We start from the raw sequence: 16,473 nt of genomic DNA, 5'->3' as shown, positions 1-16,473 counted from the left end.
ATCATAGTATTTATGTATCTTGCCGTGAATCGTGCCAAAACGGTCGGTTAGCCTACTCCTGATCGGGGAGCTTCTCCTTCTCAGCTTCCAGATCGGAGGTCGGCAGTGTGATGTAGTTCTGATCTTCGACGAATAACTGCTGGCCGAATTCGGTCAGGAACATGTTGAGGAACGCGGCTTCGCGCATGTCCGTCCCGTCGGGAGTATCGTCGGTGATCCGAGTGTACATGTGCAGGTCGCGGTTTAACGGGTACTCAGCGTCGAAGATTGTATTCTCGGCGTCGGGATCTGGCTCGTAGACAGTTCCATCAAAGTCGATGGCAATTGCCTGAATGCCCGACCCTGAGAACGCCAGTGCCATGTAGCCGATCGCGTTGTCGTTGTCCTGAAGGACCTGCTGAACCTGCTGGTTCTGTCCGAGGCGGGTATTAACATCCATCTCCGCATCGGCATCGCCGAGCATGTTCATTCGGAAGGTGGTGTCAGTCCCCGACCCTTCGGCGCGACCGACCACATAGATTTCCTGATCGGGACCGCCGACCTCGCTCCAGTTGGAGATTTCACCCTGGTAGATTCCCCGGATCTCTTCGCCGGTGAGTTGCTCGACGCCGCTATCGTACACTTCCTGACTGACGAAGACTGGCTGACCGTCGCGGCCGACGACGTGATCGACGTAGTTCTCGTCGCGCTCCTCCTCGCTGATATCAAGCTCTGCGGTGATCGGTCCCGAGGAATTACCGATGTCGACGAGGCCGTCGCGGACGGCCTCACAGCCAGTTCCGGAGTGGCTCAATGCGATCTGCGTACTGAACGGCGGGTTCGACCGCTCGCCGGTTGCCTCGAAGCCGTACAGCCCCGCGAAGTAGTCGGCGATGTTCTTATCGGTCTCGATCTGATCCCATCCGGGGACCGACGACTCGTCATTTGCCCCCCAGTACTCGCCGTCGTCCGGCGGCGAGTTGGAGTTCCAGTAGGAACTACCGGTGTTCGATATGGGGTACACCGTCGAGGATCCTTCGGCGCTCAGCGTGTCCGAGTCCGAAGATCCAGAGTCCCCGCTACCGAGGCATCCGGCCACACCAGCTGCTCCCACGCTAGCAGATGCAAGCAGATATTTTCGTCGTGATACCCAGTTCGCCTGGCGCTCCGCATCCCGTGACATCACCTGATTCGAGGCATGAGTATATTAAACCGGTTTATAATAGTGATATAGCCGGATATCTATTTCTCCGTGACAATAGTTGGTAATACTATCTCTGGATAGGGGTATGTTCGGGTATATACTGGTATAGAGAAGAAGATACTGTTATAAAGAGAAACGCGTAGTCACAAGGAACTATCTCCAGATAACTAGAAGCATGCGAACTACCCCACCCTACTTGCTTGCGCTCGCTCCTTAAGGATGGAGTTTCCTGTGATGTTGCTCACCCCTCAGAGGGCGGAGGGAGCGTGTACAAGCAATACGCGCTCTCCAAGACTGATCATCATACCACTTCTAGACGTATACGAACACACGTTCGACGAAGACGTTCCCCTCTCTGAACAGCCGCCGTCGGAGACGGGGACGGCGAGGAACAGATACTGTCCTACGACGGACTCAGCGCAGACAGCAACGCCGAGGAGGGCCGATCCTCATCATGACGATCGAGATCCAGAACACGATGGCGTGGGTGGCGGCGAGCGTGGGGTCGAAGCTATCGACGAGTTGCAGGCCCGCGTGTCAGAGCTGACCGACCGAATCGAGGCGTACCGCGACGAATACGGCGTCGACTCGCCCGCCGAGGTCGATGTCCTCGAGTTCGACGCGGAGCGGATTGACGACGTGTACGTGGAACTCGGTGATTGGGGCACCATCATCGAGGAGCGTCGCCTACACGAACGCGCCCGGAGAAAGGCCGCTGGCTCGACGGCCCCATCGCACAGCTGAGATGGTGCCAGCGGATGACGGTGCGAGTCCCACACCGATAGACCGGTCGGTGTTGGAGCAGATGCGTTCCCGATTCGTCGTGCATCGCATGTTCGAGTCGGCGGCAATCGTCGAGGAGGGGAAGCTGCACCTCCGCGTCGAACTGTCTGGCGACTACTACCCGAACGACACGACTGCTCGCTTCGAGATTCGCTGGTATCGCAACGACGACTTCAACTTTCACTACCGGGAGCAGCGGCGGGACAGCGACTGGAAGTGTCGATGGAATCGGCATCCGAACGTGCGCAACTCACGGGATCACTTCCATCCGCCGGCCGCTAGCCGCACCGACGCGGAGAACGCTCAGTGGCCAGACGACCACCGCGACGTGAGCCGTCTCGTCCTTGATCGCATCGAGGAGCGCATCGAGACGCTGTGGGAGCAACAGTAGGCGGAGGAATTGCCGAGACGACCGAGGAGATCCCGTTCGAGACGTGCAACTGTTACTTCTGCCAGGAGGAGACGTTGAGCTTCGACTGACTCGATTTCCAGAGTGAACGGACGTCTCGGGAGAGCGTTGTTCGACCCTCAGAGAGGGGTGGAGGGGCGACACGATCACTCGTCCCGACCGAGGAAATTCAGATGCAAAACCTGCTTCCCGCGCCCGCCACCGAATCGCCTCACCGCCCCACGACGCCGGTCCCTCGTATTGAAAACCAAAATATTGTTCTTAGAAATGATCTACGAGATAGACAATAACAGTAAAAATGAGAGCTGCGATTACTCCGGTACGCATCGATTCCCAGAAGGAGTCTTCGCCGAAAAAAAGCCAGAAAATACTCCAAACAAAAAGAAATCCACAGATTGTCAGAATAACGTATCGAACGCGTATCATCCTCATAGACTCGTGTTCAGAGGTATTGTCCTTACTCATGAAAGTACATGTTCCAAATTTCACTTCCAATAAATATATTTCTTTCGGGCTCTGGTGAATCGCCAGACAGCGCGGACTTCGACCGTCAAATCTAGGAAGGTGAAGCAGGAAACGGCGTATGGTTGATGTCAAAAATCTTTCTCTTCACTGGGAAGGTTGTGACGTGAGTTCCGTGAAATCGTCCTGATGTGTCGTCTACAACATTAGGCGTGCCGTTACACAGTAAAATCCAACGCTCTATGGCGATTCACCACGGCCCTGACACTCTATAATAAAATTTGAGGTATATTAAGCGAGACATGTTGAACCTGTACTTACTGTTTGTCGGGTAGTCAGAGAGTGGGTATGGGAACTTTTCTATGACACCCTGCTACTCGTGGTAGTCCAGAGTTGAGTCGCGAACGGAAACGTGAGGAGGCCGGTCGTGACGAGGCTGGCATTGAATAGCAACGCCAAGAGAGTCGCTTCCCCGCCTATCACTGAAAACGGGTCACTTGGCCACGTGTAGGTAGTCGAGAGCGCAGCACTAACCACCAAAGTCCCGACAGCAGCGAGTGGAGTGAGTACGCCGGTCGTAATTCGGAACTTCTCGGTCGTGTGTTCCACACCGGTTATTGTACTACCAGGAGGAACACTGTTTATCCGATACGTTTCGTCTTCTTATATATCCGCGAGGGCCGGAGACTAGCTCTAGAACGAATACGGCGACTTACAGGTCTGTTTCGAGTAGTCGACTGATCGCATGTGCCTCTCCTCGACGAAGGAGTTCCGAGGCGGTCGAGACGGCACAGTCGAGTTCAGCTGCGACAGTCTCGATTCCGTTTCGTCGTGGCACATCGAAGTACCCAACATCCCACGCGACTCGGAGTGCGTCCTGTTGGCGCTCGGATATCGAGGTCTCAAACGTCATGACGCCGTCACCGATTTTTAGGATCTCGATCGAAATTCCCTCAGGGATCGAATCCGAAACGGCTCTGAGGTCGTCGGGATGACCAACGACGGTCATTCGCATTGTCTGATCGGAACGAAACTCGATCGGAGGGACGATCACGACCGTGTCCTGTGCGAGCGAATCCATCATCGACAGTCCCTGCGGACCGAGCTCCTGCCGGAGGTAGACAAAGAACCCGTCCTCGTCGGGCGTGAGATCGTACTCGAGAACCGATTCCTGCTCGGCCAGTATGGACTCGTAGGCGTCCGGGCTCCCGTAGACGAACGAACTGATGGTTTCAACGCCGTCGACAGACTGGCCACCCAGAATGATCTCCCGGTCCAGAGCAGGTGACTCACAGAGCTCCCTGTGGAGGGGGATAAGCGCCTCGTCGCTGTACCGGAGCTCTACAGACATCGATTTCATTAGCTACGCCATTGGAGCGAGACTACTTGAATCACCGATACGCTTCGGGAATGGAGCCAACCCAACTGTCGATCAAGTCATACTATGCGAATTCGATCGCGTCGAGGGTTGATTCTCGGCGGACTCGCGCTCGGTACCGCCGCCTGGTTGCACCGGTCTCTGCGTCGTTCCGACTCTTCTTCGACGGACGAGTTCATCGACGAGCGGCACATGAGGGCTTTCCTCGTTCGTCGCCGTATCGATCCACAACACGTCGACGCGATCAGAGAGGCTGTCTCAAAAGCGATGTTCGAGGACGAGCCAAGCGCGCTCCTCAGCCTCGACGGCGCAACGACAGCGTCGCTCTTCCTCAACCGAGATCCGACCACTCCTGAACTCGTCTGGTACGTCGAACTGCCTCGGTCTACGATCGCCGACTGGGATGATCCCGAGGCGACTGTCTCAGAGGCGTTCCCCCTCACCCACGACGCGCTGGACGACACTGACGATACGGTCGAGCGTGAACTACTCGTCCACGCGGTGAATCCGCTTCGGCCCCGGACGGATGTCTCCGACGGAGTGGCGTCCCAGCGTATCACGGATGCTGGGGGTGAGCGAACGGCGGATATAGCGTTAGTGAGCGTGTGGTTCACCGCCGGCCTCCCCGAGCGTCTCGCAGACTGGTTCACGGACCTCACGAATCGATTTAAAACAGGCGAATTGAATCTCGGCCCAATTGAGACGTGGAGCGTCGAGATGATCGATATGGAGAACATGTATACGGAAACACTGTTCCTCGAACGCAGCGCGACCGGGTACGAACTACTGAGTTACATGGAGGCCGACGAGATGCAACGGGTCTACGACGCTTACTACGACACGTGGAATCCGGTCGCTCGTGTGTCGGAGATCGCTCTCAACTGGGCGCTCAGAGATCCGAGCCCGATCCTTGACTATCCGCTCGAAACTGACTTCGAACTACTCGCTCATGCCGTTACACCGAATCGACCACGACGAGTATCAGACCTCCTAGGTCATCACGAGGGCGCTGGTGAACCACGAGACGGCGACAACTTGGGGTGAAAAACTACGTCGACCGAATATCTCTCTGGAGAGTGCACCGAAACTTGCCTTCCGGTGACACAGAATGATTCAAGAAGATTCGTCACCTACCCTTCCTATCACCAGATAATGGCGTCCAAAAATTCTTCTGAAATTCCTGAGGACACGTACGTAGAACTCATCGAAGCGACGATATCAGCAGTATACGAGACCGGGTACGCTGACCTCGGTGTGCGGGACATTGACGCTAAATTCAGCAAGAGCCGCCAACTCATCCACCATTATTTCGACGGGAAAGACGAACTGATCACCGAATTGCTGGTGTACCTTCTTAGCGATGAACACGAGGAGATCGCGAGTTCGATGGACGCCGATCCATTGACGAAGCTCAACGCTGAACTCGACAATATTTTGCTGAGTACGTACATGGACGACGACGAGTTCTGGAAGGTCTTCACGGTCGTCTACGAGATTCAGGCCCAGGCCCACCACAACGCAGAGCACCAACGGCTTCTCAACGATCTTACCGATGAGTACGTCGCCCATCTGAGCGGAATTCTTCAAGAAGGAATCGATGAGGGGATCTTCGATGACGTAGACCCGCAACAAATAGCGATGCTGATTAACGATCTCATCGCCGGTGCCCACATTAGGAAGATCCACCTCGGACAGGACGTGGCACCTGGCAATGCGCGCGAGACGATCGACCAACTTATCGTTTCTCGCTTGTTGGTCAATTCGCCGACGGACACCGTGTCGGGAACGTGATCCGCTGTCCGCGTGGGTTTGCTACTTGTTTGACGGTGCAAATCACGACAACAACCGAGTAGCTATTGTGATCGTCCCGGTTCCGGCTAGCCGACATCGTGGGTGTCATAGAAGTCTTCTCAGGGTTGCTCTCTCTTTTACGGTGAACCGGCCGTTAAGTAGACCTGGAAACCTACTGCAGAATCAAGATGGAACTAGCTGGGTACCTCCCTACGATTGACTCCACCCTGCACCGAGAGCGACACCGATGCAGATGCCGATAGCGATCCCCATCCCGATATTGTCCATCGTAACTCCCAAAGCGACTCCTAGTGGAAGCCCGACCGCTATTCCTGCGCCCATTTTGTTCGAATCCATCTGATTACTCCCCTCTTCAGACATATGCTCTCCTTCGATTTGTGAGAGAATAAGCGCGCGGGTCAACTGAGACATGGTTCTCCCGGATGTAACGCAGTGTCCCCAAGATAGTCCTTGGCGAGGGGCGGTCATTCGTTCCTGCATGTGCGAATCGGATAGTGGTGATCGGGCTGAAACCTGCGTGAGAGTTCAGACCGCGGGAAAGCTCGAGACACGTGGACAGCTAAAAAGTCGTATTAACTGCCAGATAGAGCTCTGACTGCTATTGTTTCAAATAGTTGCATAGCGAAGAAGTCGCGTTAATTGCTCGATAGGGTTATGACTGGTATTTGTGCGTACTCGTGTAGTTATGTGGAAAAGACGTTCTGTGCTAGCGACTGGAGCAGCGCTGTCGGTCGGGACCGGACTCGCTTCGGTGGGGGCCGGAGCCTCCGAGGCTGACGTCGACGAACTTCCGGATCCGGATCGCGAGCCGGGACCGAACGAGGACTGGCCGTCACACCGAGGCGACCCCGGTCACGCCAGATACATCGCGGACGGCCACGAGTTCAGCGGCNCCGAACGAGGACTGGCCGTCACACCGAGGCGACCCCGGTCACGCCAGATACATCGCGGACGGCCACGAGTTCAGCGGCGGTGAACTCGAGGCCGCGTGGTCCGTCGAGGGTGCGGGCGCGGGTACTGTTGCTGTCGCTGACGAGACCGTCTACACGCCGACCGACGACGGCGTCGTCGCCCTCGATGCGGCGGACGGCACCGTCGTCTGGGAGAACACGGAGGTGGATGCGGAAACGCCGTCGGTCGCCGGCGAGAGCGTCTATCTCAGCGGGAACGAGGTCGTCGCGCTCGACCGGTCTGACGGGAGCGTTCGCTGGGAAACCGAGTTCGATCCCGAGGAGGAGATCGTCTGGCAGACGGTCGCCGACGGCGGCGTATACGCCGTCGCCGACGGCACGCTGTACGCACTCGAGGCCGACGACGGCTCGGTTCGGTGGGAGAAGGAGTCGATCACCGCTGCGCCGTTCGGTAACGAGGAGGACGAGTACGAGTTCGTGACGCCGCCCGCCGCAGCAAACGGCGTGATCTACAGCGTCACGGGTGCCGGTCCGATCGCTCTCGAGCCCGAGACGGGTACCGAAGTCTGGCAGGAGGGAACCTACATTGGCCCCCATGTCAATACCATCTACGCAACGTCGGCAGCGGTCGCTCACGACGCCGGTGCCGAGGTGGGGTGGCCGTTGTACGATGCCCAAACTGGCGAATCTATAGCCATAGGCGACGGGATGAACGAAATAGCGTTCGGCGAGGAGATCCACGTCGGCAGCGCCACCAACCAGGGGTACTCCGGCGGTTCGATCCGCGGCGACGAATACAGTTGGGATCTCGACGTTACGTACACCTACGGGCAACCCGTCATCAGCGGAAAAACTGTGTACGCGTATCTCACTCAGGACACGCCCAATTCCGGGGAGCGGAATTACGATGAGGTCCTCGTCGCCCTGAACAAGTACGACGGGTCCGAGAAGTGGGTGCTCTCGAAGGATGATACGCCGGTCGGATCGATCCGTGCGATCAGCGGCGAGACGATCTACGTCGACCACGACGGCGAACTCGTGGCGCTTCGCGACGAAAGCGGCGAGGACGACCAGCCCGACGACAGTGACGGGAACGACGACACAGGCGGAGGGAACAACGAGCAAGACGGATCCGACGAAGAAGCCGATCAGCAGGGTGGCGAGGACGACAGCGACACGGGAGGAGACGACAGCGGCACAGGGGGAGACGACGGCGACGACGGAACGTCTGCCGATGACGGCGACGTCGGGAACGGAAACGCCGGAAATGCGGACGGTGGAAACGAGACGAACACCGAGAACAACCCTACCACCGATAACGTGCCCGGCTTCACGGCCGGCGCCGGACTTTTCGGTGGGGCGCTCGGCATCGAGTGGCTACGCCGGAAGGCCGGCGTCGACGAATCGACCAGCGTGAACGAACCGTCTGAGTAAGGGGTTCCCGGATCGGGCAAAGTAGGACGAGAGCACTGAACAACAGGTCGGAATACTCGCCTGGCCGATTACGTTTTCACCGTGTCCGACGCACCCGGATAGTCTGTATCCTTAGAAAAGTCCAGTAGATCACAATCCACTGCATTATGTCGGTTCCCTGTACTGACCGTTTATCGGGTAGTCACGGAGAGGATATGAGAACGGTTCGATGACGCCCTGGACACCGGTAAGGTATTTACCGATCGGAAAATATGGGTGTATATGGATGCCATCGAAACGAATTCGCTTGGCCGGCGGTTCGGTGATGTAAACGCCGTTGAGTCACTGGATCTCACGGTCCAAAAGGGAGAGATCTACGGGTTTCTCGGACCGAATGGGGCTGGAAAGTCGACGACAATCAATATGCTCCTCGGGTTTACCCCACCGTCGTCGGGATCAGGAACAGTGCTCGGCTACGATCTCGAGCACGAATCGGTGGCCATTCGCCAATCAGTTGGCGTCCTTCCAGAGGATTTCGGGGTATACGGTCGTCTAACCGCGCGAAAGCACGTTCGCTTCGCTATCGAGACGAAAGGCGCAGACGACGATCCGGACGACCTTCTAGGGCGTGTCGAACTCGCGGACGTAGCTGACCGGACCGCCGGCGGCTTTTCAACCGGGATGAAGCAACGTCTCGCGCTGGCGATGGCGCTGGCCGGAAATCCGGACCTCCTTATTCTGGACGAACCCTCGTCCGGTCTCGATCCGAACGGAGCCAGGGAGATGCGCGCGATCATCCGTGAGGAGAACGAACGCGGGACGACCGTCTTTTTCTCGAGTCACGTCATGGAGCAAGTAGAGGCGATCTGTGACCGTGTCGGCATTATGCGTGACGGGCGCCTAATCGCTGAGGACGCCATCGACTCGCTCAAAGACAGATTCGACGCTGATTCTCGACTCGTGTTCACGCTCGATACCGTTGCAGACGATATTGTTCCTGCCTTAGAAACGATGAACGGCGTCACCGACATCAACGCCGATGGAAACGACGTGTCGGTCGTAGTGGCCGATGCTAGCCGGAAGGCACCTGTTATCGAGGCGGTCGGAGCAAGCGGTGTGACCATCAAGGACATTCGGATTGACGATTCCTCGCTCGAGGATCTCTTCGCGACGCTCACTACCGGCGAGCGTCCGACTTCACGGCATGCAGAAGAGAACGCCGCCAATACCACTCAACTGATCAGAGAGGCGGACCAATGAGTTGGGTACACGTCGCCCGGAAGGACTTTGCGGACGCGCTTCGGTCGAAGTTACTCTGGGTTCTGTCGGCCCTCATGATTTTAGTCGTCGCAGGCATTTCCGCGATTCCTCAACTGTTGTATATTCCCGGCCAGGGGCCTGCTCCGGGATTCGACGATGGGATGAGCTTCATGTTTACATGGATGACCATGATGGTCTCGATCATCGGATTGGTCGTCGGTTATCGAGCGATCGTTGGGGAGCGCGAATCCGGCAGTATTCGATTTCTCCTCGGGTTGCCGAACTCTCGACGCGACGTCGTCGTCGGGAAGGTCCTCGGACGTGCCACTGTCGTCGCGGTGCCAACAGTGATCGGCTTTCTCGTGGGTGCGGTCGTGATCCTCGCCCTCTACGACGGCTTTGCCGTGACCGACTACATCGGCTTGCTGGTGTTCGCGCTCGTCATCGGACTGGTGTACGTCTCGGTTGCCGTCGCCGTCTCCGCTAGCGTCAACACGCGAGCGAAAGCCGTCGGCGGCGTGCTCGGGATCTACCTCATCTTCGATTTGCTCTGGTGGACGGTCCCGATGGCAATTTACTGGCTCCTCGAACGCGAGTTACCCGGCTCGACGGATCTGCCGGCGTGGTACGTCTTGGTTGAACGCCTCGGGATCTGGGAACCGCTCGGGATACTCTCAGGGACGCTCGTCGACATCGCCGGCGTAGAAACCGTCTCCACGGCCGACCGACTCGCGGGGGATGTCCCGTTCTTCCTCGAGACGTGGTTCGCCTGGGTGATCGTTATCGCATGGGTCGCGATCCCACTCGGGATTGGCTACTATCGGTTCAATCGAGCGGTGATGAGCTAACTTCTCGAAAACCGTTAGACGCCACGCAAACTGAACGGAGAACGATTGAGAACTTGAGCTTCGAGACCACCAGCATACTGGACTTTACAACCGTGCGCACAGCAGCAGTTCAAAATTCTGGTCTGTTGACCCTCCTCCAATTCTCCGCCGACCGTTACGATTTCGGAAACGTCTGAGTGTACTGCGCTCGTTCAACCATCCGTCGGGTGTCTGCCAGAGCGGATTTGGTGCACAAAACTGTTGTACGTAGGTAGAGAAATCGACGATATGAGCACTACTACTACAACGAAGCGCCTTCCATCACGGGTAGCATGGGTGTTTGGAAGTAGTTCCCTCGTACTTGGAGTCACCGCTGTTGAGTATATCGAGGCGGGTCCTGTCGGGGCGGTTGTTGGAACTGCTGTTTCGATGCTACTTCTGGCACTTGCCTATGAATTTGTGTTCGCCTGAGAGACCGTCTATTTCTAAGAGTCGTAAGAGGATAAGCGAGGCAGTTGTCCACTCCATGAGGCAACGTCGGTTCTCGCTGAATCAGACGTTGAACGCTCTCACAGAGTCATTTATAAGTGAGTCCATCGGCTCGCTGATAGCGACGCTGGCCTGCCGACGTTCAGGAAAGCGATACTGTTGTACAGTGTGTCAGAATTCAGAGCGTTCTAAGGGCGGTTTCACCGTCGCAGGTAACTATTGGTGAAATTGCTGTCAAGATTAACGGTAAATGGTCTTTCAAAGTTGAAGACGACAGTGAGTTGGACTCAGGTGTTTGTAAGAGACAACTGTGAAGAGTTAACACGATGTTTTAAACACAGCACCCAGTTTCTGTGCGAAATCATGTTGATCCGGATCAAAGTCCGTATTGATGGCGACTCTTACCACCAACGATGGTGTCGAACTGTACTACGAAACACAGGGTGAGGGACCACCGCTCGTATTCGTCACTGCATGGTCCAGCACGTTACAATTCTTCGAGAAAAACGTTCCCGACCTCGCTGAGGACTACCAAGTAGTCGCATTCGATCATCGGGGCCACGGCGAATCGGAGAAACCCGGACACGGATACCGCATTTCTCGACTTGCGATGGATCTCAAAGAATTATTAGATCACTTGAACCTCACTGATGTTACTGCAGTCGGATGGTCAATGGGAGCAGTCGTGCTGTGGTCGCATCTGGAACTATTCGGCAGTGATCGCATTTCGAAACTGGTCTGTGTCGATCAATCCCCAAAAGAAAATCTCGTCCCGCAGGACTGGGACCAACAGCAGTGCTTCGATGTCGAAGCGTTCACTAAACTTGCGAAGGACATCGAATACGCCGAAGAAGACGTCTTCAGCCGGATGGCCGGTCGGTACGATTCCCTAACGCTTGGAGAATCAGGGTTTGTGGACGAGATGGTGAACTGCTCGAAGACGGCGAAAATCGAACTCATGCGGGATATTCTCAATCTTGATTGGCGGACATTCCTTTCCGAGATTGAAATTCCGACGCTGGTATTCGTCGGCAGAGATAGCCGAGCAACGCCTCCGGAAGAGAGCGCGTACGTCGGCGAACAAATACCCAATGCTGAAACCGTGTTCTTCGACGACGCTGGCCATATGCTGTTCTGGGAGAACTCGGAGCAATTCAACGAAATAGTCCGAAACTTCACTAACTGAAGAGCAGGTACTTAGTCGCTATCTGTCTCCTATTGTGCTGCTTCTGCGGCGAAATTCTTGATAACCCGACTCTCGGCTCGGTGGCGCAACCGACTTACCGCGGATTTGTGGATGTCAAGAACGTCCCCCAACTCGGCGAGCGTACAGTTCCGAGGAGTCTCGTAGAACCCCCGCTCGACTGCCTCGGTAATGAATTCCCATTGGCGATCCGTGAGTATCTCACTTACAGTGTGTGATTGGACGAGCGACACAATCTCGTACGGAATGCCGGCCGCTGCTAACTCGTCGGTATACTTCGATAGCCGTTCGTGTGAGGCCGCTAGCTCGACGGAAAACCATCCATTGCGCAGGATCGTTGGGTAAATTGAGATGTTCTTCGACTTGCGGAGTGGATCATACGACTTCGTTGCTGAGGTCTGAAACTGGAGCAACACCATCCGCTCATCGGTATGGTAGACATCAACTGCGTCTACTTCGGGTGTGTTCTCGAATCGGCGAACGAGTTCGTCTCCCTTGGGTGTCAGTACTTCGAGAATAACGAACGCACCTTCGTTCCGTAACTGGGTCGCCATCAGTCTGAACTCGGCATCGGGGAACTCGCTCGAAATCGTCGCCAGCCAACCGTCCACCGCTGTCCCGTCGAGTTTCACCTGAATTTTGGGCATCTCAGCGGAGAGTCGGCTCCCGAGCCACATAAAGGCAGAAACTTGTTCCTGTGAAGGCACACGATTATCGCTCACATAGTACCAGACGTGGTTGCAGTGAATTCACAGACCGATACCTGTACTGACACCGACGAGGAACAGTATCAATGACAGACTCATCACCAACCGCTCAATTAGAGGCGAATAAGCAACTTGTCCGCCGCATTCCCGAAGAGATCTTTGCGGAGGGCGATCTCGATCTGCTCGACGAACTGTACGCCGAAGACGCTGTCGAGCGCAATGCGATGGGAACGCACCAAGGCCGACCGGCGATTCGAGAGTCCTATAATAGTTTTCTCACCGCGTTCCCCGACGTCTCGCAGACCGTCGAGAATATCGTTGCGGAAGGAGATCTGGTCGCGGTGCGTATCACGAGTCGTGGGACACACACGGGTGAGCTTGGAGGGATTGAACCAACCGGAACGGAAATCGAGGTTCAACAGATGTTTTTTGCCCGCATAGAGGACGGGGTGATCGCTGAACGATGGTTCTTGCCGGATAACCTCAGTCTCTTGCAACAGCTTGGTGTCATCGACTTCCCACCGACGTGATGACCGAGAGTGCACCGCGCTACTGCGCAGGAGTCGAAGTGTGGCTCCAGTAGCACCGTCAGTTGGCTCACACCGTCACACGATAACGGCAAAGTAGGATCCTCACAACGACACAGAAGGAGAATCCTACACGGGTGACGGAAGAGGCACGATGGAACCAATTCGATGGTTCAGCACCTCTGGTAGACCGACTCGATCCTCTCACGGTCATCAAAGAGACTAATAGATCCCAAATTTGGTAGCTTCCCTCCATCGCCGAGGGGGACGACGATAGCCGACGCCAGATGCATCACGGAGTATATATCCGTGTTAAGCCACCAATGAGCGCATCGGCGGTGCCCCAAGCGCCTCGGAGAACAATACGAAGAAGTATCTAAGGTTTTAGGTTATCTTCAACTTGTTTCTGTTATTACTAGTCACTGGTATGTCGAATTCGTTCCGGAAGTATATCTTCCTTGCCGTCGAATTCACTCACGATCCATGTCTCAGGGGAGTGACTCGAACGATGTGAGGGGGTGGCGGCGATGGACGGCGAGCAGTCTCTTGCTTCTCGCCGCCCTCGGTGCAGTATATGCGTTCGGGACCTCCATCACGGCCGTCCGAACAGCCGGTCCCGAGGCGGTAGTCGCCGAGAGCTGGCGACTCTTTGGTCTTCTCGTCTTCGCCGGAATCTTTCTGCTGCTTGCAGTTCGACCGCGACTGTACCCGGGCATCTGGGAACTCGCAATCTTCCACAAGGCTGTGACGGCAACGTACCTGTTTGCCTTCGCCAGCGACGCTCCGGACGCCACGAGCACAGCTATCGTCGATGGTGTGTTGGCCGTCGTAATCATCGTCGCGTATCTGCTCGTCAGGGCTGACAGGAACTGGGAGGGGTTCCGAAGTCGCCAGTCGACCGAAGAGAAATTAGTTCCGTAGTCCGGTTGCTGGCCACGTGTACCCGAGCAATGACTGTCCGAGTCGGTGACTGCACTGACTAACCCCCCTTCGATGTAGAACGGAGAGATAGCACGATCGCCGAATTAACCACTGGAACCGCAGAACGGAGTGGTCGCTTTATCCGACGATGTGGATAAGTATATGCATCCCTACTGTTCAACCAGATGGTTGAGCAACAGTCGGACGATCGGGACCTCGACGCGATCTTCCAAGCGCTGTCGCACCCGACGCGACGCGCGCTCATCGAGGAACTCGCCGAGGGGCCAAAGAGCGTCTCGGAACTCGCAGAGCCCTACGATGTCTCGCTGGCCGCGGTATCCAAGCACCTGCAGGTGCTCGAGGATGCGGGCCTCGTCACGGTGGAGAAGGACGGACGAGTTCGGCGATGTCACCTAGACGCCGCTCCGCTTGGCGAGGCGTTCGGCTGGCTGACCCGGTACCGCGTCTTCTGGGAGGATCGATTCGACGCGCTGGCCGACCATCTGGAGACGGGCGAACGATGACACCTAACACGACAGATGCGACCGTTACTGAAACGACGGACGCGACCCTCACTATCCGTCGCACGTTCGACGCATCGTGAGAGAGCGTGTTCGACATTTGGTCGGATCCAGAGCAGGTCGACTAATGGTAGGCCGGACGGCTTCACGACCACGATCGAATCGGACCGAGGTCACGCACATCAGATGCCGGTTCGAGAACAACCGGAATAACTAATCGAAATCGAGAACCAAAATAAGACGGTTACGGCGCTGTCTGCGACGAATCCACCCGTTCGTTGCCCTGCCTGGTAGTTCCGTTGAAAAACTGTAGAGTGCGTTGATTAGTTATCCTAATCAATTAGCCTGATTAGATAAGCTAACTCGTACATCCACCTGGTCGAATCGGCTACCGACACGTACTAGCTATACCGGCCAGTCTGTGTTCACTGCAAGCACTCCTCCGTTCACGAGTTCACGAGTTCACCAGTTCATTAGTCGTCCGGCACGAAAGGAAGGTGGGAGAGAGTCCAGTTTTCAAGGGCGGACGGCGGAGACGAAGCGTAGTCCGACACTGAGCAGCGATCGACGACTCCACCGACGAGCACAGTCGTTGTTCGCCCTTGAGAACGCGACGCTAAACGGCTTTTCGAGGGTCCACCGTGTGAACTCGGCTGGCACAACGTTGACGACGAGTTCACCGCCTCGCGACGCAACGAAACGCGACCCGGTCTATCACTACCCGGACTTTCGCACCGTTCTTGAAGAACTCGCGCTGATGCCCGAAGCCGACCTTGAGGCGGTCGGCTGTGACAGCAGGGAACTACTCGCGAGGGCCTCGAAAGCGCCGAGTACTGCTTGCGAGCGCAATCGAGCGAGTAGGTCGGACAGTTCACAAAACGCTATACGACTGGAATACAAGAGTTCTGCAAGATGAATGCGCTAAAGCTTGACATGGTCCAGTACGATTGTCCGTACATTCGGACCACTCGAGAACACGATGTCGCCTTTCACACCCAACACTGGGATTTCAATCAGGCGGATCGGACGCTCGAGACACGGTTGCTCGTGATCGGGGAGAGCCCGGAAGAGTTACACGGCGCACTCGAGACGCTCAACGGCTACGAGATGCTTCGGGGGTACGAACTCCTGTCTCGGAAACAGAATACGGCGCTCGTCCGTTCGCGGATCGGCGAAACTGACGCCATGCAGACGATTCGTGAGAACGCCGGCTATGTGACCGGTCCGTTCGTGATTCGAAACGGCAGTGAAATCTGGAACGTCGGCTTCGATAGATCGAAGTCGGCAGAAGACGCGCTCTCAGAACTCGATGCTTCGAACGAGTTCACGATCAAGGGTAACGATTCGATCCATATCGACGACTTCTTCGATATCCTTCAGAACGTCGAATCCGTCGGTTCGATGCTTCGAGCGCTCCAGAATCTGACGGACAGGGAGCGCGATACGCTCGAGGCTGCAGTCGAGAAGGGGTATTTTTCGACGCCGCGGGGAGCGACCCTAGACGACGTTGCTGCGGAGTTCGACATCTCGAAGATGGGTGCCTCGAAGAACCTTCGCCGGAGCCAGCGAAAGGTTCTCCGCCGAGTTGTTCGCGTGATGAACGACGTCGAAGCTCAGATGGAGTTAGAAGACGAAGGATGGGATTAGAGGGTGACGTGTCGACCGA

The 16,473-nt window shown here is 56.3% G+C and carries 16 protein-coding genes; 12 read left to right on the top strand and 4 right to left on the bottom strand.

Translation table 11 applies throughout. The annotated features are described in order from the left end of the window. Positions 1-52: 52 nt before the first annotated feature. Entirely contained in the window at positions 53-1,162 is a 1,110-nt protein-coding gene (locus tag C481_RS02905; RefSeq protein ID WP_049904377.1) for a substrate-binding domain-containing protein, read from the bottom strand. A 255-nt stretch (positions 1,163-1,417) separates the two neighbouring features. On the opposite strand from C481_RS02905, the gene C481_RS22550 reads away from it, so the two are divergent. Then, on the top strand, positions 1,418-1,927 hold the full coding sequence (locus C481_RS22550) for a hypothetical protein (RefSeq protein ID WP_241434638.1): 510 nt from the start codon (positions 1,418-1,420) through the stop codon (positions 1,925-1,927). Positions 1,928-2,015: 88 nt separating this feature from the next. After that, positions 2,016-2,357, top strand: a complete 342-nt coding sequence (locus C481_RS02895; RefSeq protein WP_006107392.1) for a hypothetical protein — start codon at positions 2,016-2,018, stop codon at positions 2,355-2,357. Between the two features lie 1,192 nt (positions 2,358-3,549). Here the strand turns inward: C481_RS02895 and C481_RS02890 are convergent. Then, a complete protein-coding gene (locus tag C481_RS02890) occupies positions 3,550-4,197 on the bottom strand; it encodes a helix-turn-helix domain-containing protein (RefSeq protein ID WP_006107390.1) in 648 nt (215 codons plus the stop codon). An 84-nt stretch (positions 4,198-4,281) separates the two neighbouring features. Between C481_RS02890 and C481_RS02885 the strand changes: the two genes are divergently transcribed. Both C481_RS02885 and C481_RS02880 read left to right on the top strand, forming a co-directional pair. Then, positions 4,282-5,259, top strand: a complete 978-nt coding sequence (locus tag C481_RS02885) for a hypothetical protein (protein ID WP_006107387.1) — start codon at positions 4,282-4,284, stop codon at positions 5,257-5,259. A gap of 108 nt (positions 5,260-5,367) precedes the next feature. Continuing rightward, positions 5,368-6,006: a TetR/AcrR family transcriptional regulator gene (locus C481_RS02880; RefSeq protein ID WP_006107385.1), complete on the top strand. Its 639-nt coding sequence runs from the start codon at positions 5,368-5,370 to the stop codon at positions 6,004-6,006. A gap of 210 nt (positions 6,007-6,216) precedes the next feature. On the opposite strand, the gene C481_RS22065 is transcribed toward C481_RS02880, so the two are convergent. Continuing rightward, positions 6,217-6,387 (bottom strand): hypothetical protein, encoded by a 171-nt coding sequence (locus C481_RS22065; RefSeq protein WP_006107384.1) that lies wholly within the window; start codon positions 6,385-6,387, stop codon positions 6,217-6,219. 584 nt (positions 6,388-6,971) lie between these two features. Between C481_RS22065 and C481_RS02875 the strand changes: the two genes are divergently transcribed. The 4 genes from C481_RS02875 to C481_RS02860 all read left to right on the top strand — a co-directional run bounded on the left by C481_RS02875 (position 6,972) and on the right by C481_RS02860 (position 12,113). Then, on the top strand, positions 6,972-8,372 hold the full coding sequence (locus C481_RS02875; RefSeq protein WP_394295598.1) for an outer membrane protein assembly factor BamB family protein: 1,401 nt from the start codon (positions 6,972-6,974) through the stop codon (positions 8,370-8,372). A gap of 261 nt (positions 8,373-8,633) precedes the next feature. Further along, a complete protein-coding gene (locus C481_RS02870; protein WP_006107382.1) occupies positions 8,634-9,611 on the top strand; it encodes an ABC transporter ATP-binding protein in 978 nt (325 codons plus the stop codon). Beyond that, positions 9,608-10,459: an ABC transporter permease subunit gene (locus C481_RS02865; RefSeq protein ID WP_006107381.1), complete on the top strand. Its 852-nt coding sequence runs from the start codon at positions 9,608-9,610 to the stop codon at positions 10,457-10,459. Before C481_RS02870 ends, C481_RS02865 begins: the two co-directional genes overlap by 4 nt. An 859-nt stretch (positions 10,460-11,318) precedes the next feature. After that, positions 11,319-12,113: an alpha/beta fold hydrolase gene (locus C481_RS02860; protein WP_006107380.1), complete on the top strand. Its 795-nt coding sequence runs from the start codon at positions 11,319-11,321 to the stop codon at positions 12,111-12,113. Between the two features lie 29 nt (positions 12,114-12,142). On the opposite strand, the gene C481_RS02855 is transcribed toward C481_RS02860, so the two are convergent. After that, positions 12,143-12,778, bottom strand: coding sequence for a helix-turn-helix domain-containing protein (locus C481_RS02855; RefSeq protein ID WP_049904391.1), 636 nt, complete (start codon positions 12,776-12,778; stop codon positions 12,143-12,145). 146 nt (positions 12,779-12,924) lie between these two features. Here C481_RS02855 and C481_RS02850 point away from each other — a divergent pair, with 146 nt between their 5' ends. From C481_RS02850 to C481_RS02835, 4 genes are all read left to right on the top strand, one after another. Continuing rightward, positions 12,925-13,368, top strand: coding sequence for an ester cyclase (locus C481_RS02850; protein WP_006107378.1), 444 nt, complete (start codon positions 12,925-12,927; stop codon positions 13,366-13,368). 480 nt (positions 13,369-13,848) lie between these two features. After that, on the top strand, positions 13,849-14,286 hold the full coding sequence (locus tag C481_RS02845) for a hypothetical protein (protein WP_006107377.1): 438 nt from the start codon (positions 13,849-13,851) through the stop codon (positions 14,284-14,286). 185 nt (positions 14,287-14,471) lie between these two features. Beyond that, on the top strand, positions 14,472-14,810 hold the full coding sequence (locus C481_RS02840; RefSeq protein ID WP_006107376.1) for an ArsR/SmtB family transcription factor: 339 nt from the start codon (positions 14,472-14,474) through the stop codon (positions 14,808-14,810). A 930-nt stretch (positions 14,811-15,740) separates the two neighbouring features. Continuing rightward, entirely contained in the window at positions 15,741-16,454 is a 714-nt protein-coding gene (locus C481_RS02835) for a helix-turn-helix domain-containing protein (RefSeq protein ID WP_006107375.1), read from the top strand. The last annotated feature ends 19 nt before the right edge of the window (positions 16,455-16,473 follow it).

Origin of the sequence: Natrialba asiatica DSM 12278, assembly GCF_000337555.1 — an archaeon.
Taxonomy (GTDB): Archaea; Halobacteriota; Halobacteria; order Halobacteriales; family Natrialbaceae; genus Natrialba; species Natrialba asiatica.
The sequence above is the reverse complement of the archived record's forward strand: the minus strand, read 5'-3'. Positions and strand labels throughout refer to the sequence as shown.

What these genes read in the sequence shown, in the direction of transcription:
- C481_RS02905 (WP_049904377.1), bottom strand. Translation starts at nt 1,162, where the DNA reads ATGTCACGGGATGCGGAGCGCCAGGCGAACTGGGTATCACGACGAAAA.
- C481_RS22550 (WP_241434638.1), top strand. Translation starts at nt 1,418, where the DNA reads ATGTTGCTCACCCCTCAGAGGGCGGAGGGAGCGTGTACAAGCAATACG.
- C481_RS02895 (WP_006107392.1), top strand. Translation starts at nt 2,016, where the DNA reads ATGTTCGAGTCGGCGGCAATCGTCGAGGAGGGGAAGCTGCACCTCCGC.
- C481_RS02890 (WP_006107390.1), bottom strand. Translation starts at nt 4,197, where the DNA reads ATGAAATCGATGTCTGTAGAGCTCCGGTACAGCGACGAGGCGCTTATC.
- C481_RS02885 (WP_006107387.1), top strand. Translation starts at nt 4,282, where the DNA reads ATGCGAATTCGATCGCGTCGAGGGTTGATTCTCGGCGGACTCGCGCTC.
- C481_RS02880 (WP_006107385.1), top strand. Translation starts at nt 5,368, where the DNA reads ATGGCGTCCAAAAATTCTTCTGAAATTCCTGAGGACACGTACGTAGAA.
- C481_RS22065 (WP_006107384.1), bottom strand. Translation starts at nt 6,387, where the DNA reads ATGTCTGAAGAGGGGAGTAATCAGATGGATTCGAACAAAATGGGCGCA.
- C481_RS02870 (WP_006107382.1), top strand. Translation starts at nt 8,634, where the DNA reads ATGGATGCCATCGAAACGAATTCGCTTGGCCGGCGGTTCGGTGATGTA.
- C481_RS02865 (WP_006107381.1), top strand. Translation starts at nt 9,608, where the DNA reads ATGAGTTGGGTACACGTCGCCCGGAAGGACTTTGCGGACGCGCTTCGG.
- C481_RS02860 (WP_006107380.1), top strand. Translation starts at nt 11,319, where the DNA reads ATGGCGACTCTTACCACCAACGATGGTGTCGAACTGTACTACGAAACA.
- C481_RS02855 (WP_049904391.1), bottom strand. Translation starts at nt 12,778, where the DNA reads ATGCCCAAAATTCAGGTGAAACTCGACGGGACAGCGGTGGACGGTTGG.
- C481_RS02850 (WP_006107378.1), top strand. Translation starts at nt 12,925, where the DNA reads ATGACAGACTCATCACCAACCGCTCAATTAGAGGCGAATAAGCAACTT.
- C481_RS02845 (WP_006107377.1), top strand. Translation starts at nt 13,849, where the DNA reads ATGTCTCAGGGGAGTGACTCGAACGATGTGAGGGGGTGGCGGCGATGG.
- C481_RS02840 (WP_006107376.1), top strand. Translation starts at nt 14,472, where the DNA reads ATGGTTGAGCAACAGTCGGACGATCGGGACCTCGACGCGATCTTCCAA.
- C481_RS02835 (WP_006107375.1), top strand. Translation starts at nt 15,741, where the DNA reads ATGGTCCAGTACGATTGTCCGTACATTCGGACCACTCGAGAACACGAT.